Raw genomic sequence first — 14997 nt, 5'->3', positions numbered from 1 at the left:
GGGACTCCTGTATCACTACTACTGCGATGAAAAAAAAGAAGGCATCTTGTGCCTTCTTTTATATGCGTAATCAGGGGTCAATTACAAATCATCAAGGAAAGTTTTATCCAGTTGTTTGAAGGCGCGCTTAAGCGTGTCAGCCAGCGCCTGGTAATCCGGCTTTCCTTCTACCGGAGATAGCGCCTGCCCGGCTTCTTGCAATTTACCCCGAACTTCGTAGAACCAGTTGAGTATTGAAGGCGGCAGCGGCGTTACGGAACGTTTACCCAGCCACCACATGCCCTGCATCGGCAGGCTGAGCGCAAACAGCGCGGTCGCCACGGCCGGTCCCAACTGTCCCCCTAGCGCAATTTGCCAGCATAAGGTGAAGACGGCGATAGGCGGCATAAAACGGATTGCGTAACGTGTCATACGGATCACGCGGTTCTCTACAAACACGGGCGCGAGGCGCTTTTCCATTGGCCACGTCTTCGCGTAGTGCTGCCCCCGGCGAAACAAGCTAAAAAAATTGACGGAACGATTATCCGGTGTCGACATGGCGGTTACCTCAACTTCACATATAAAAATTAAAAAATTTGTGCAAAACAACAACTACAAGGGACATCGTTCAAAACATTTTGTCTTTGATACCCACATTCAGGTATCCTGTGCCGGCCTGTAAGGCCTTTAGTCCAAAATCATTGAGTCGTCAAATTGACACATAGTATGCCATTGGCTGAAAAATACGCAAAATGACATAGACTCAAAGGTATTTATTCCATCGTGCCCAAAAAGACCATGGCGCATGATGTTAATCATAAACGTCGGTGTCATCATGCGCTACGCTCTATGACTCCCTGACGTTTTTTTAGCCACGTATCATAAATAGGTACTTCCATGTCGAGTAAGTTAGTACTGGTTCTGAACTGCGGTAGCTCCTCACTGAAATTTGCCATCATCGATGCAGTAAACGGTGAAGAATACCTTTCTGGTTTAGCCGAATGTTTCCATCTCCCAGAAGCACGTATCAAATGGAAAATGGATGGCGGTAAACAAGAAGCGGCTTTAGGTGCAGGCGCCGCTCACAGTGAAGCGCTGAATTTTATCGTTAATACTATTCTGGCACAAAAACCAGAACTGTCTGCTCAGCTGACTGCGATTGGTCACCGTGTTGTTCACGGCGGCGAAAAATACACCGGCTCTGTAGTTATCGACGATTCCGTTATTCAGGGTATCAAAGATGCAGCCTCTTTTGCACCGCTGCACAACCCTGCACACCTGATCGGTATCGCTGAAGCGCTGAAATCCTTCCCGAATCTGAAAGACAAAAACGTGGCCGTATTCGACACCGCGTTCCATCAGACTATGCCGGAAGAATCTTACCTCTACGCCCTGCCGTACAGCCTGTACAAAGAACATGGCGTTCGTCGTTACGGCGCGCACGGTACCAGCCACTTCTTCGTTACTCAGGAAGCGGCTAAAGTGCTGAACAAACCGGTTGATGAGCTGAACATCATCACTTGCCACCTGGGCAACGGCGGTTCTGTATCTGCTATCCGTAACGGTAAATGTGTTGATACCTCCATGGGTCTGACCCCACTGGAAGGTCTGGTGATGGGTACGCGTTCCGGTGACATCGACCCGGCGATCATCTTCCACCTGCACGACACCCTGGGCATGAGCGTTGACCAGATCAACAAAATGCTGACCAAAGAGTCCGGCCTGCTGGGTCTGACCGAAGTCACCAGCGACTGCCGCTATGTTGAAGATAACTACGCGACTAAAGAAGACGCTAAACGTGCAATGGACGTTTACTGCCACCGTCTGGCGAAATACATCGGTTCTTACACTGCGCTGATGGATGGTCGTCTGGATGCCGTTGTCTTCACCGGTGGTATCGGTGAAAACGCCGCGATGGTTCGTGAACTGTCTCTGGGCAAACTGGGCGTTCTGGGCTTTGAAGTAGACCACGAACGTAACCTGGCCGCACGTTTCGGCAAATCTGGTTTCATCAACAAAGAAGGTACCCGTCCTGCGTTGGTTATCCCAACCAACGAAGAACTGGTTATCGCGCAAGACGCGAGCCGTCTGACCGCCTGATTTCACACCGCCAGCCTAGCTGGCGGTGCTGTTTTGTAACCCGCCTGAAACGGGCGGTAACGAAAGAGGATAAACCGTGTCCCGTATTATTATGCTGATCCCTACCGGAACCAGCGTCGGTCTGACCAGCGTCAGCCTTGGCGTGATCCGCGCAATGGAACGCAAAGGCGTTCGTCTGAGCGTCTTCAAGCCGATCGCTCAACCGCGTGCCGGTGGCGATGCGCCAGACCAGACTACCAGCATCGTCCGTGCTAACTCTTCTCTGCCAGCCGCTGAGCCGCTGAAGATGAGCCACGTTGAATCTCTGCTGTCCAGCAATCAGAAAGATGTGCTGATGGAAGAGATCATCGCGAACTACCACGCGAACACTAAAGACGCTGAAGTTGTCCTGGTTGAAGGCCTGGTCCCAACCCGTAAACATCAGTTCGCGCAGTCTCTGAACTACGAAATCGCGAAAACGCTGAATGCAGAAATCGTCTTCGTTATGTCTCAGGGCACCGATACCCCGGAACAACTGAACGAGCGTATTGAACTGACTCGCAGCAGCTTCGGTGGCGCGAAAAACACCAACATCACCGGCGTAATCGTTAACAAACTGAACGCACCGGTTGATGAGCAGGGCCGTACTCGCCCGGATCTGTCCGAGATTTTCGACGACTCTTCCAAAGCGAAAGTGATCAAAGTTGATCCGGCTAAACTGCAAGAATCCAGCCCGCTGCCGGTTCTGGGCGCGGTGCCATGGAGCTTCGATCTGATCGCTACCCGTGCAATCGATATGGCGCGTCACCTGAACGCCACCATCGTAAACGAAGGCGATATCAACACCCGCCGCGTGAAGTCTGTGACTTTCTGCGCACGCAGCATTCCGCACATGCTCGAGCACTTCCGTGCTGGTTCTCTGCTGGTAACATCTGCCGATCGTCCTGACGTGCTGGTTGCAGCATGCCTGGCGGCCATGAACGGCGTAGAAATTGGCGCCCTGCTGCTGACCGGCGGCTACGAAATGGACGCGCGCATTACCAAACTGTGCGAACGTGCATTCGAAACCGGCCTGCCGGTATTCATGGTAAACACCAACACCTGGCAGACCTCTCTGAGCCTGCAGAGCTTCAACCTGGAAGTTCCGGTTGACGATCACGAGCGTATCGAAAAAGTTCAGGAATACGTTGCTAACTTCATCAACGCTGACTGGATTGAATCTCTGACCGCAACGTCTGAGCGCAGCCGTCGTCTGTCTCCACCAGCGTTCCGTTATCAGTTGACCGAGCTGGCACGTAAAGCGGGCAAACGCGTTGTTCTGCCGGAAGGCGACGAACCGCGTACCGTTAAAGCGGCAGCCATCTGTGCTGAACGTGGTATCGCAACCTGCGTACTGCTGGGTAACCCGGATGAGATCACCCGCGTTGCGGCCTCTCAGGGCGTTGAACTTGGCGCTGGCGTAGAAATCGTTGATCCAGATGTGGTTCGCGAAAGCTACGTTGCTCGTCTGGTCGAACTGCGTAAGAACAAAGGCATGACCGAAACCGTTGCCCGCGAACAGCTGGAAGACAACGTGGTTCTCGGTACCCTGATGCTGGAACAGGACGACGTTGACGGTCTGGTTTCCGGTGCCGTTCACACTACTGCGAACACCATTCGTCCACCGCTGCAGCTGATCAAAACTGCACCGGGTAGTTCCCTGGTGTCTTCTGTGTTCTTCATGCTGCTGCCGGATCAGGTTTACGTTTACGGCGACTGCGCGATCAACCCGGATCCAACCGCAGAACAGCTGGCAGAAATCGCTATTCAGTCCGCTGAATCCGCGATTGCCTTCGGTATCGAACCGCGCGTTGCGATGCTCTCCTACTCCACCGGTACCTCTGGTGCAGGTAGCGACGTAGAGAAAGTTCGTGAAGCGACTCGTCTGGCGCAGGAAAAACGTCCTGACCTGATGATCGACGGACCGCTGCAGTACGACGCCGCCGTTATGGCTGACGTTGCGAAATCCAAAGCGCCGAACTCTCCGGTTGCAGGTCGCGCTACCGTGTTCATCTTCCCGGATCTGAACACCGGTAACACCACCTACAAAGCGGTACAGCGTTCTGCCGACCTGATCTCCATCGGGCCAATGCTGCAGGGTATGCGCAAGCCGGTGAACGACTTGTCTCGTGGCGCGCTGGTAGACGATATCGTCTATACCATCGCACTGACCGCGATCCAGTCTTCCCAGCAGCAGCAATAATCTGCCGAGTGTGCCGGATCTCTTATCCGGCAACATATCTACTTATCAAACCGGAAATAGCTGATATTTCCGGTTTTTTTATGTCTGTTTCCCTTTTGGCATAATCTGAAATATTTGCCTGAATGCGCTGCATCAATGAATAACTATTCTTCTGTTCGCATACTTACCCTCTTTTGCATTGCAACAGGGATAGTCTTTCATGTCAGCAGTAACAGAATCACAGCCAGCCAAAAAATGGGCGATGCCCGACACGCTGGTGATTATTTTTTTCGTCGCCATTTTAACCAGTCTGGCGACATGGGTTGTTCCCGTCGGGATGTTCGACAGCCAGGAAGTGCAATATCAGGTTGATGGACAAACCAAAACCCGTAAAGTCGTTGATCCCCACTCTTTCCGCATTCTGACCAATGAAGCCGGTGAAGAGCAGTATCACCCGGTTAAGTTCTTTACCACCGGAGATGAGCGCCCAGGCCTGATGAATTTTCCGTTCGAAGGCTTAACCTCCGGCTCGAAATTCGGCACTGCGGTCGGCATCATTATGTTTATGCTGGTCATTGGCGGCGCATTTGGCATCGTTATGCGTACCGGCACCATTGATAACGGCATCCTGGCGCTCATCCGCCATACGCGGGGCAACGAGGTCCTCTTTATCCCAGTGCTGTTTATTCTCTTCTCCTTAGGCGGCGCGGTGTTTGGCATGGGGGAAGAGGCGGTTGCCTTTGCCATTATCATCGCGCCGCTGATGGTCCGGCTAGGTTACGACAGTATCACCACCGTTCTGGTGACCTATATCGCGACTCAGATTGGTTTCGCCAGCTCATGGATGAACCCATTTTGCGTGGTGGTCGCGCAGGGTATTGCGGGCGTTCCGGTGCTCTCCGGCTCAGGTTTGCGTATCGTGGTGTGGGTCGTTGCCACAATGATTGGCCTGACCTTCACGCTGGCCTATGCGGCGCGCATCAAAAAGAATCCGCAGCTGTCGCGCGTGCATGAATCAGACCGTTTCTTCCGCGAACAGCAGGATGAAGTCATTGAGCGCCGCTTCACGCTCGGCGACTGGCTGGTGCTGATGGTGCTGACGGGCGTGATCGTGTGGGTCATCTGGGGCGTTATCGTCCACGCATGGTTCATTCCTGAGATCGCCAGCCAGTTCTTAACCATGGGACTGTTGATTGGCATTATCGGCGTCGTGTTTCGGCTCAACGGCATGACGGTCAACATCATGGCCTCCTCATTTACTGAGGGAGCACGAATGATGATTGCCCCTGCCCTGCTGGTTGGTTTTGCCAAGGGCATTTTACTGCTGGTCGGTAATGGAGAGGCGGGTGAAGCCAGCGTGTTAAACACTCTGCTGCACAGTATTGCCAACGGCATTAGCGGGCTGGATAACGCCATAGCGGCGTGGTTTATGCTGTTGTTCCAGGCGGTGTTTAATTTCTTCGTCACCTCCGGCTCCGGTCAGGCAGCATTGACCATGCCGCTGTTAGCGCCGCTGGGCGATCTGGTTGGCGTCAACCGTCAGGTTACCGTGCTGGCCTTCCAGTTTGGCGACGGATTCAGCCATATTATCTATCCGACATCGGCATCTCTGATGGCTACGTTAGGTGTTTGTCGGGTGGATTTTCGTAACTGGCTGAAGGTAGGTGCTACGCTGTTGGGGCTGCTGTTTATTATGTCCAGCGTGGTGGTGATTGGTGCGCAGATAATGGGTTACCATTAAAAAGCGCGCGTCCGGCCTACTCGATTTCTCGACGCAGTAGGCCGGATGAACAGAGGTTACTCAGCTTCTTCCTGCTTTTCGGCTTTCGCACCTTCATTCTTGGCGTTGCGGGTCATCCACAGCGCCAGGGCTTTCAGGGAGTCCGGAGTAAATTCGTCGCAGCGCGCGGTAATTTCTTCCGGCGTCAGCCAGCAAACTTCGCTAATTTCTTCTTCCTGCAGCGCAAACGGTCCGTGGGAAACGCAGCTAAACAACCCGCCCCATACGCGACAGTTCTGGTCTTCAAAGTAAAACTGACCATGCTCGGCAAACGGCACGCCCGCAATCCCCAGTTCCTCTTCTGCTTCACGGCGCGCTGATTCCAGCATCTGCTCGTCAGCCTGAACAACACCGCCTGCGGTGGCATCCAGCATACCGGGCAAAAAATCTTTTGTCTCAGTGCGACGTTGAACCAGAATTTTGCCCATACCATCATGCACAACGATATACGTTGCACGATGGCGTAAGCGTTGCGCTCGCATTTGTTCCCGGCTGGACTGTGCAATGACTTCGTTGTCTTCATTCACAATATCCACCCATTCAGTACTTGCCAAACGACGCTGTTCCACCATCAGGAAACCTTCTTTTTTCTGGCGCTCTTACGGCGCGTTTATGTTTGTGGGGTAAATTACGGATTAATCTCAACCTGTGCAATAACACTTTGATCATTGAGTGCCATTACGCTGAGAACATTATCATCCAGGATCCCGTAACTTGCCGCAAAGCCCCCTTTAGGGATGCTTACCGAGCCGGGATTGAAATAATAGATATCCTCGCGCCGCTCAGCAACCGGCAGATGAGTATGCCCATAAACCAGAACATCGCCCGCATTGAGCGCCGGCATATTTTGCGGGCCAAAAAGATGTCCGTGCGTCAAAAAGAGTCGCTGGTTTTCTGTCAGAATTTGCTGCCACGGCGCAGTCATCGGAAAATGCAGGAGCATCTGATCCACTTCGCTGTCGCAATTACCACGCACCGCAATAATTCGCGATGCCTGTTCATTCAGCCGTTCTGCAACCTGCGCAGGTGCATAGCCTTCTGGAAGCGCATTACGCGGCCCGTGGTTTAAAACATCACCCAATATCACCAGCCATTGCGCACCGCTTGCAGCAAACCGTTCGAGTATGCGTTCCGTGGCTGGCAACGAACCATGAATGTCCGATGCGAACATCAGTTTCATCACTCACTCCTCGCTGAAAAGTACCTTGTAATGATACTGGATTACGGCCCGTTTTTCAGCAGGAACGCTTCGCTGAAAGCGCGATAAAACGCTGTACTGAAGCGCGCTGCCACTGGAAGGTGGCGTATTCCGCAAGCGCTTCCGGAACCTCATCGCCATTCAGGACCAGGCGATTAAGCATTAGCGCTAAATCACAGTCAGCGATACACCATTCGCCAAATAAATTCTGCTTACCGTGGCTCAGTAAACTGCCGGCAGTAGCGAACAATTTTTCCGCACTGGCTTTTCCCGCTTCGCTTAACGGTCCTTTCTTCACGCCAGCAAAAACGACATCCGTTGAGCGTTCTTCACGGATAGGCATTAAATCGCTGCGGATCCACGCCTGAACCTGGCGCGCCCGCGCGCGTTTTTGCACATCGTGCGGATAGATACGCTCCCACTGTGGCGGCGCGAAGCTCTCTTCCAGGAATTCCGTAATCGCTGATGATTCGCTCAGTTCAAAACCATCGATCTCAAGAACCGGCACGCGGCGCGTCAAGGCGTAACCTTGCCATGAAGGTTGCAAATGTTCGCCACTGTTGAGATCAACAGTTTTCAGCGTAAAAGGCAGCCCTTTCTCTTGCAGAGCGACATAAACAGACAGCACGTAAGGGGAGAAAAAATTGGCATCTGACCACAGCGTAATTGCAGGTTTGCTCATAATGTCCTCTGAAGTGTATTAGCTTGCCTTCAAAATATAGAGTCTTTCTCTCGCTGTCACTTGATGAAAACTCAAGCACGCCAACAGGCTCTATACTTGTTATGACCCGGTTCATGACAAAACGGATGCTGAAAATGATCGATCTCTATTACACGCCATCGCCAAACGGTCACAAAATCACGTTGTTTCTTGAAGAGGCGCAGCTGCAATACCGTCTGATTCATGTCGATATCAGCAAAGGTAGCCAGTTTCACCCCGATTTTCTGCAGATCTCGCCGAACAATAAAATCCCGGCCATTATCGATCATGCCCCGGTGGACGGCGGAAGGCCCATCAGCTTGTTTGAGTCCGGAGAAATTTTACTCTATCTGGCGGAAAAGAGCGGTAAGCTGCTCAGCGGTGAATTACGCGAACGCCACACCACGCTGCAGTGGCTGTTCTGGCAGGTCAGCGGTCTGGGTCCTATGCTGGGGCAGAATCATCATTTCAGCCATTACGCTCCGCAAACGATCCCTTACGCCATTGAAAGATACCAGGTTGAAACCCAGCGCCTGTACAACGTGATGAATAAACGTCTGGAATCGTCACCCTGGCTGGGAGGCGATCACTACAGCATTGCCGACATTGCCAGCTGGCCGTGGATCCACGCCCATCAGCGTCAGCGCATCGACCTCGACAACTATCCGGCGGTCAATAACTGGCACGAACGCATCCGTACGCGTCCCGCGACTGAACGCGCCATGCAGCACGCACAAAGCGAGAAGCGATGACGCAATTCGGTTCTCGTGTATCATGCAAAGGTTCATACATGGAGGAAACCTGCAATGTCACAACCTGACGCTATTATTCGTATAAAAAACCTTCGTCTGCGCACTTTTATCGGCATCAAAGAAGAGGAGATCCTTAACCGCCAAGATATCGTCATCAACATTGCCATTCACTATCCGGCAGACAAAGCCCGTACCAGCGAAGATATCAACGACGCGCTGAATTATCGCACAATCACCAAAAGCATCATTGCCCACGTGGAGGGTAACCGCTTCTCATTATTAGAAAAATTAACTCAAGATGTGCTCGATATCGCACGCGAACATCACTGGGTCACTTATGCTGAAGTGGAGATAGATAAACTTCACGCATTGCGTTACGCCGACTCAGTTTCTATGACGCTGAGCTGGCAGCGCTAAAACGTAACCCGGGAGGCGACATGCAGATTCTGATTACCGGCGGTACTGGCCTGATTGGACGTCATCTGATCCCCTGCCTGCTGGAACTGGGGCATCAGATAATTGTAGTGACACGTACCCCTGATAAGGCTCGTCAGATTCTCGACTCTCGGGTCACGTTATGGAAAGGACTGGAAGAGCGGCAGCATCTCAATGACATTGATGCCGTGATTAACCTTGCCGGAGAACCTATTGCAGATAAGCGCTGGAGCGCACAACAAAAGGAACGCCTGTGTCAGAGCCGTTGGGGCATTACGCAGAAACTGGTCGATTTAATCAATGCCAGCGAGACGCCGCCCTCAGTGTTAATCTCCGGTTCCGCTATCGGTTACTACGGCGATTTGGGCGAAGTTGTGGTTACGGAAGAAGAGCCACCGCATAACGAATTTACCCATAAGCTCTGCGCCCGCTGGGAGCAAATTGCCAGCACTGCGCAAAGCGACAAAACCCGCGTGTGTATGCTGCGTACCGGCGTGGTACTAGCCTCTGCTGGCGGTATTCTGGCGAAAATGGTCCCGCCATTTCGTCTTGGCTTAGGCGGCCCAATCGGTAACGGACGACAGTATATGGCCTGGATCCATGTTGATGATATGGTCAACGGAATTATCTGGCTGCTGAATAATGATCTACGCGGTCCCTTCAATATGGTTTCGCCATACCCGGTGCACAATGAGCAGTTTGCCCACGCGCTGGGACACGCTCTAAACCGCCCTGCCATTCTGCGCATTCCCGCCACCGCTATGCGGCTGCTGATGGGGGAATCTTCAGTACTGGTCCTTGGTGGTCAACGCGCATTACCCAAACGCCTGGAAGCGTCCGGTTTTGCATTTCGCTGGTACGATTTAGAAGAAGCGCTGGCAGATGTGATCCGATAATCCCGTAGCTCTATTCACGGTCGCTGTTGTGGTGGTAAGGTTATAGGCCAGATTTCCGCAATGGCGACGTTATGGCGATAATTTCGACTCCCCGACTTACCCTCTCCTTATTTAAATTTTCTGACTGGTCATTTTTCCAGAGATTACGTGAATGCCCGGAAGTCATGCGCTATATGGGTGATATTGCCCCAGCGAAAGACACGCGGCTGTTATTCGCCAGACGTCTGGCTGCACAGCATACTTTTGTCATCCGCGAGCATAACAAATCAACGCCTCTCGGTGATATTGGTTTGCAAATCAGCCATTTATACCCACACGAGGCCGACCTCGGCTACGCCATTTTGCCTGAAGCTCAGGGGAAAGGGATTGCCAGCGAAGCCGTGACGGCAGTGTGCCAGTACGCTTTCGAGCGCACGGACGTCACGGCGATAAACGCTTACGCACTCGCGGAGAATAAGGGTTCTGTTCGTATTCTGGAAAAAACGGGGTTTGTGCGTACCCAGGTACTGGAAAAGGCGTATGAGATTGATGGCATCGCCTACGACGACTGGGTGTTTCGGCTGGAGCGCGACGCGCTAAAATTGTAAGCCCGGAAAACGTAACGCCTCCGGGCAGGTGATTTACTTCAACGAACCTTTGAGGAACTGCTGCAAACGTGGACTTTGCGGATTACCGAATACCTGCTCCGGGTCGCCCTCTTCCTCAATTTTCCCCTGATGCAGGAAAATCACGTGCGTGGAAACATGACGGGCAAACCCCATTTCGTGAGTCACCACCACCATGGTTTTCCCCTCTTCGGCCAGCTGTTGCATAATGCGCAGCACTTCACCCACCAGCTCAGGATCTAGTGCCGACGTGGGTTCATCAAACAGCAACACTTCCGGCTCCATCGCCAGCGCACGGGCAATGGAAACACGCTGCTGCTGACCACCGGACAGATGCACCGGATATTTGCCCTGCGCGCGCTCATCAATGCCCACTTTAGCCAGATACTTCACCGCACGGTCGCGGGCTTCCTGTTTGCTCAGCCCCAACACCTGGATCGGCGCTTCCATGACGTTTTCCAGCACCGTCATGTGGCTCCACAGATTAAAGTGCTGAAAGACCATCGTCAGACGCGTGCGCAGCAGGCGCAGCTGGTTTTTATCCGCAACCTTGAGCTGACCGTCTTTGTCGCGCACCAGACCAATATTCTGACCACTGACTACAATCGACCCAGCGCTTGGTTTCTCAAGAAAGTTAATGCAGCGCAGGAAGGTACTTTTACCGGAACCTGATGAGCCAATAATACTGATAACATCACCCGCGTTGGCCTGCAGCGACACCCCTTTCAGCACTTCATGTTCGCCGTAGTGCTTATGTAAATCGATAACGTTTAATTTATTTTCAGACATCGTGTTACTCGAATCATTTAGAGGATACATGCTGCAACCAGCGTTTTTCCGCTTTACGGAACAGACTGATCAGGACATACGAAATAATCAAATACAGTACAGCGGCAATACCGAAGGCGGTAAACGGCTGATACGTTGCCGAGTTGATATCGCGGGCGATTTTCAACAGGTCAGGTACCGTTGCGGTAAACGCCAGCGCCGTGGAGTGCAGCATTAAAATGACTTCATTGCTGTAAGCCGGCAGCGCAATACGCAGCGCGGAAGGTAAAATAATGCATCGATACAGTTTGAATGACGAGAAACCGTATGCGCGAGCAGCCTCAATCTCACCGTGAGGCACGGAACGGATAGCCCCGGCGAAAATCTCAGTGGTATAGGCGCAGGTATTCAGCGTCAGTGCCAGCACGGTGCAATTCAACCCGCTGCGGAAAAACGCGTTGAGGAAGTCCGTGCCTTTGACTATCTCCAGCGTATACATTCCGGAATAAAACACCAGCAGCTGAACGTACAGCGGCGTGCCACGAAAAATATAGGTGAACAGCCAGATAGGGAACTGGATAAATTTATTACTGGAAACGCGGCCAATAGCCAAAAAGAGCGCAAGTATTCCGCCCATCACTACTGACGAAATCAAAAGCCACAGGGTGATAGCGACGCCAGTGTAGCGATATCCGTCGGTCCACAGCAGGGACTTCCAGTATTCCTGAATAATCTCGATCACAGGTCAGCCCTCTTCACACCCACGGAATAGCGGCGCTCAAGGTACAGCAGCACACCATTAGAAACAGTGGTAAACACCAGATAGATGACCCCGCACACCACGGCAAAATAGAACGGCTCCCAAGTACTCTTCCCGGCAAGCTGGGTCGCTTTCACCACGTCTTCCAGGCCGAGCAGCGACACCAGTGCCGTGGCCTTAAGAATAACCTGCCAGTTATTACCGATTCCCGGTAAGGCATAACGCATCATCGCCGGGAACATAATGCGACGAAATATTTGTGAGCTGGTAAAGCCAAACGCCGTCGCGGCTTCAATATGGCCTTTTGGTACAGCCATAAACGCACCGCGAAAAGTTTCGGTAAAGTAGGCGCCGTAGATAAATCCAAGGGTGATAATGCCCGCAACCATCGGATCGATATCAATCTGGCCGATACCGATGGCATCGGTAATGGTATTCAGCGCGATTTGTAATCCGTAGAAGATGAGCAGCATTAAGACCAGATCGGGCACACCGCGGATTAGCGTTGTGTACCCTTCGAAAATAAGCCCCATTGCCCGGCTTTGCGACAGCTTTGCTGCTGCGCCGACAAGACCTATCAGAACCGCCAGTACCACCGAGCTGAGTGCCAGCTCCAGCGTAACAATTGCGCCCTGTAAAATAACACCTGAAAAGCCATACAACATGCTGCCTGTCCTGTCGTGTGTGGTGGAGTAGTAAGCCTCTTTTGATATTTTGTCTCGTCACTTTATGCCTGATGGCGCTTCGCTTATCAGGCCTACAAGCTTTCGTCGTAGGCCTGATAAGGCGCAGCCGCCATCAGGCAATAAGTCGATCAAAAATCTACGGGCTTTATCAGCACCTGCGGTAATTAACCGCCGTAAACATCAAAATCGAAGTACTTTTTCGCCAGCTTCTCGTAAGTCCCATCAGCTCGCATTTCGGCAAAGGCTTTGTTCAGCGCTTCGCGCAGCTCGTTATCGTCTTTGCGCAGCCCCATCCCGGTACCCACGCCGAACAATTTCTCGTCTTTCACAGACGGACCGCCGAATTTGTAATCTTTACCGACTGGCTGTTTCAGGAAGCCTTCGCTGGCCGCGACTTCATCCTGGAACGCGGCGTCAATACGCCCGGCAGTCAAGTCAGAATAGATATTGTCCTGCCCCTGATAAGAGACAATCTCAATACCTTTTGGCGCCCAGTGTTCGTTGCCGAACGTTTCCTGGGTGGTGCCCTGCAGCACACCAACACGTTTACCTTTCAGCGACTCAATGGTCGGCTGAATAGCTGAATCTTTAGCGACAACCAGACGCGAGTCGGCTGCATAAAGCTTGTCAGTAAAAGCGATTTCCTGCTGACGTTTTTCAGTAATGGAAAGCGAGGACATGATGGCATCGATTTTCTTCGCTTTTAACGAAGGGATCAGCGCGTCCAGCGGGTTTTCCACGAAAGTACATTGCGTATTAATACGTTTGCACAGCTCTTTAGCCAGATCGATATCAAAACCGACTAATTCACCCTGTGCATTTTTAGATTCGAACGGCGCATAAGTAGGATCGGTACCGATACGAATTTTTTGCGGAATGGCTGCAAATGCTGCGGTAGCACTGGAGAAAGCCAGAACCAGAGAAAGAGACAACACCAGTTTTTTCATAACTATCCTCAACAGACTGTCTTTTATAGGGGATCTTTACAGGACCAGGTGCAGTTATCGTGCCATTAATCAGGCCGACAAGGCAAAGTATTCTACCCTGCCGGCGGTATTTATTTGCATGAAAAGCGCTTAAGTATGCACTCATGCTTATTAAGTCAGCGATAAAAGCACCAAAACAGTGCACTGAATGTATTATGCACCGTAATGGTTACCCGCAATGGTGCAGTCAATTCCCCACGCCGCTGTATTAATCGCCGTAGACATTAAAATTAAAATATTTGCTCGCCATTTTGTCGTAGGTGCCGTCTTTGCGCAGTTCACCCAGCGCTTTATCAAAAGCGGCTTTCAGCTCGGTGTCATCTTTGCGCAAACCAATCCCGGTTCCGTCGCCAAAGTATTTTTTATCTTTCACCGAAGGACCTGCAAAGTCGTAGTCCTTACCGGCAGGTTGCTTCAGGAAGCCTTCGCTGGCCGCGACTTCATCCTGCAGCGCTGCGTCGAGACGACCCGCCGTCAGGTCAGAATAGATAAGATCCTGGTTCGCATAGGCCACCACATCCACGCCTTTGCTACGCCAGTTGTCATTGGCATAGGCTTCCTGAGTAGAGCCTTGCAGCACGCCAACGTGTTTACCCTTGAGGGAGTCCAGAGTCGGTTTAATTGGGGAACCTTTCGCGGCGATCAGCCGTGAGTCTGCTGCGTAAAGTTTGTCTGAGAATGCAATCTCTTGCTGACGCTTCTCGGTGATAGAAAGCGAGGAGATAATGGCATCAATTTTTTTCGCTTTCAGCGACGGGATCAGCGCATCAAAGTCGCTGGCAACCCAGGTACATTTGATCTGCATGCGCTTACACATCTCATTTCCCAGATCGATATCAAAGCCGACAAAGTCGCCTTTGGCATCTTTAGAGGAAAAAGGTGCATACGTTGTATCTGTACCAATACGAACCGTCTGCGGAAGTGCTGCGTAGCTGGCCGCGGTGGCGGAGAGTCCTACCAGCAAAGACAAAGCAAGAACCGTCTTCTTCATACATAACCCTCAAGTGGCGTAATTTTATTATGTTTTACGTTGTGTTGTGTGTTTGCAGACTTTTTCATGCAGGTCTTATGCCATTTTCGCATCGATGAGGATATTCGACGTTAAATATGTTAATAAAACGTTGCAATAATGTCCTGATTTTGAAGATAGCA

The 14997-nt window shown here is 51.8% G+C and carries 16 protein-coding genes; 7 read left to right on the top strand and 9 right to left on the bottom strand.

Going from position 1 to position 14997, the window contains the following annotated elements:
- Positions 1–81 precede the first annotated feature (81 nt).
- Positions 82–537: a terminus macrodomain insulation protein YfbV gene (gene yfbV / locus SK39_RS18745; protein ID WP_003028087.1), complete on the bottom strand. Its 456-nt coding sequence runs from the start codon at positions 535–537 to the stop codon at positions 82–84.
- A gap of 339 nt (positions 538–876) precedes the next feature.
- Here yfbV and ackA point away from each other — a divergent pair, with 339 nt between their 5' ends.
- From ackA to yfcC, 3 genes are all read left to right on the top strand, one after another.
- Positions 877–2079, top strand: a complete 1203-nt coding sequence (ackA, locus tag SK39_RS18740) for an acetate kinase (RefSeq protein WP_003839347.1) — start codon at positions 877–879, stop codon at positions 2077–2079.
- 76 nt (positions 2080–2155) lie between these two features.
- Positions 2156–4300, top strand: coding sequence for a phosphate acetyltransferase (pta, locus tag SK39_RS18735; protein WP_003028094.1), 2145 nt, complete (start codon positions 2156–2158; stop codon positions 4298–4300).
- 199 nt (positions 4301–4499) lie between these two features.
- A complete protein-coding gene (yfcC, locus tag SK39_RS18730; protein ID WP_048217306.1) occupies positions 4500–6020 on the top strand; it encodes a putative basic amino acid antiporter YfcC in 1521 nt (506 codons plus the stop codon).
- 56 nt (positions 6021–6076) lie between these two features.
- Here the strand turns inward: yfcC and yfcD are convergent, their stop codons facing one another.
- Genes yfcD through yfcF form a run of 3 tightly spaced genes read right to left on the bottom strand, consistent with a single transcriptional unit; the run spans position 6077 to position 7939 of the window.
- Entirely contained in the window at positions 6077–6631 is a 555-nt protein-coding gene (yfcD, locus tag SK39_RS18725) for an NUDIX hydrolase YfcD (protein WP_003839343.1), read from the bottom strand.
- Positions 6632–6687: 56 nt separating this feature from the next.
- Entirely contained in the window at positions 6688–7239 is a 552-nt protein-coding gene (gene yfcE / locus SK39_RS18720; protein WP_048217305.1) for a phosphodiesterase, read from the bottom strand.
- A 55-nt stretch (positions 7240–7294) separates the two neighbouring features.
- Positions 7295–7939, bottom strand: a complete 645-nt coding sequence (gene yfcF / locus SK39_RS18715) for a glutathione transferase (protein WP_003839339.1) — start codon at positions 7937–7939, stop codon at positions 7295–7297.
- A 134-nt stretch (positions 7940–8073) separates the two neighbouring features.
- On the opposite strand from yfcF, the gene yfcG reads away from it, so the two are divergent.
- From yfcG to SK39_RS18695, 4 genes are all read left to right on the top strand, one after another.
- Positions 8074–8709 (top strand): GSH-dependent disulfide bond oxidoreductase, encoded by a 636-nt coding sequence (yfcG, locus tag SK39_RS18710; protein WP_003845076.1) that lies wholly within the window; start codon positions 8074–8076, stop codon positions 8707–8709.
- 54 nt (positions 8710–8763) lie between these two features.
- Positions 8764–9126, top strand: a complete 363-nt coding sequence (gene folX / locus SK39_RS18705; protein ID WP_003028107.1) for a dihydroneopterin triphosphate 2'-epimerase — start codon at positions 8764–8766, stop codon at positions 9124–9126.
- A 20-nt stretch (positions 9127–9146) separates the two neighbouring features.
- Positions 9147–10040 (top strand): TIGR01777 family oxidoreductase, encoded by an 894-nt coding sequence (locus SK39_RS18700; RefSeq protein WP_016150707.1) that lies wholly within the window; start codon positions 9147–9149, stop codon positions 10038–10040.
- Between the two features lie 71 nt (positions 10041–10111).
- The gene (locus SK39_RS18695; RefSeq protein ID WP_016150708.1) at positions 10112–10627 is read left to right on the top strand and encodes a GNAT family N-acetyltransferase; all 516 of its coding nucleotides are present in this window, start codon (positions 10112–10114) and stop codon (positions 10625–10627) included.
- A gap of 33 nt (positions 10628–10660) precedes the next feature.
- On the opposite strand, the gene hisP is transcribed toward SK39_RS18695, so the two are convergent.
- From hisP to argT, 5 genes are all read right to left on the bottom strand, one after another.
- Entirely contained in the window at positions 10661–11434 is a 774-nt protein-coding gene (gene hisP, locus SK39_RS18690) for a histidine ABC transporter ATP-binding protein HisP (protein ID WP_003028114.1), read from the bottom strand.
- A 13-nt stretch (positions 11435–11447) separates the two neighbouring features.
- On the bottom strand, positions 11448–12155 hold the full coding sequence (gene hisM / locus SK39_RS18685) for a histidine ABC transporter permease HisM (protein WP_003028116.1): 708 nt from the start codon (positions 12153–12155) through the stop codon (positions 11448–11450).
- Positions 12152–12838 (bottom strand): histidine ABC transporter permease HisQ, encoded by a 687-nt coding sequence (locus SK39_RS18680; protein ID WP_003028118.1) that lies wholly within the window; start codon positions 12836–12838, stop codon positions 12152–12154. The genes hisM and SK39_RS18680 overlap by 4 nt, the downstream gene beginning before the upstream one ends.
- 185 nt (positions 12839–13023) lie before the next feature.
- A complete protein-coding gene (gene hisJ / locus SK39_RS18675; protein WP_003028120.1) occupies positions 13024–13806 on the bottom strand; it encodes a histidine ABC transporter substrate-binding protein HisJ in 783 nt (260 codons plus the stop codon).
- Positions 13807–14053: 247 nt separating this feature from the next.
- Positions 14054–14836 carry a lysine/arginine/ornithine ABC transporter substrate-binding protein ArgT gene (gene argT / locus SK39_RS18670; protein ID WP_003028123.1) on the bottom strand — a complete coding sequence of 261 codons (783 nt, stop codon included), beginning with the start codon at positions 14834–14836 and terminating at the stop codon, positions 14054–14056.
- Between the last annotated feature and the right edge of the window lie 161 nt (positions 14837–14997).

This window comes from Citrobacter sp. BIDMC107 (genome assembly GCF_001037575.1).
GTDB classification, from domain to species: domain Bacteria; phylum Pseudomonadota; class Gammaproteobacteria; order Enterobacterales; family Enterobacteriaceae; genus Citrobacter; species Citrobacter freundii.
The sequence above is the reverse complement of the archived record's forward strand: the minus strand, read 5'-3'. Positions and strand labels throughout refer to the sequence as shown.

Excerpts from the sequence above, each read along its gene's own strand:
- yfbV (WP_003028087.1), bottom strand. The coding sequence starts at position 537 with ATGTCGACACCGGATAATCGTTCCGTCAATTTTTTTAGCTTGTTTCGC.
- ackA (WP_003839347.1), top strand. The coding sequence starts at position 877 with ATGTCGAGTAAGTTAGTACTGGTTCTGAACTGCGGTAGCTCCTCACTG.
- yfcC (WP_048217306.1), top strand. The coding sequence starts at position 4,500 with ATGTCAGCAGTAACAGAATCACAGCCAGCCAAAAAATGGGCGATGCCC.
- yfcD (WP_003839343.1), bottom strand. The coding sequence starts at position 6,631 with ATGGTGGAACAGCGTCGTTTGGCAAGTACTGAATGGGTGGATATTGTG.
- yfcE (WP_048217305.1), bottom strand. The coding sequence starts at position 7,239 with ATGAAACTGATGTTCGCATCGGACATTCATGGTTCGTTGCCAGCCACG.
- yfcF (WP_003839339.1), bottom strand. The coding sequence starts at position 7,939 with ATGAGCAAACCTGCAATTACGCTGTGGTCAGATGCCAATTTTTTCTCC.
- yfcG (WP_003845076.1), top strand. The coding sequence starts at position 8,074 with ATGATCGATCTCTATTACACGCCATCGCCAAACGGTCACAAAATCACG.
- folX (WP_003028107.1), top strand. The coding sequence starts at position 8,764 with ATGTCACAACCTGACGCTATTATTCGTATAAAAAACCTTCGTCTGCGC.
- SK39_RS18700 (WP_016150707.1), top strand. The coding sequence starts at position 9,147 with ATGCAGATTCTGATTACCGGCGGTACTGGCCTGATTGGACGTCATCTG.
- SK39_RS18695 (WP_016150708.1), top strand. The coding sequence starts at position 10,112 with ATGGCGATAATTTCGACTCCCCGACTTACCCTCTCCTTATTTAAATTT.
- hisP (WP_003028114.1), bottom strand. The coding sequence starts at position 11,434 with ATGTCTGAAAATAAATTAAACGTTATCGATTTACATAAGCACTACGGC.
- SK39_RS18680 (WP_003028118.1), bottom strand. The coding sequence starts at position 12,838 with ATGTTGTATGGCTTTTCAGGTGTTATTTTACAGGGCGCAATTGTTACG.
- hisJ (WP_003028120.1), bottom strand. The coding sequence starts at position 13,806 with ATGAAAAAACTGGTGTTGTCTCTTTCTCTGGTTCTGGCTTTCTCCAGT.
- argT (WP_003028123.1), bottom strand. The coding sequence starts at position 14,836 with ATGAAGAAGACGGTTCTTGCTTTGTCTTTGCTGGTAGGACTCTCCGCC.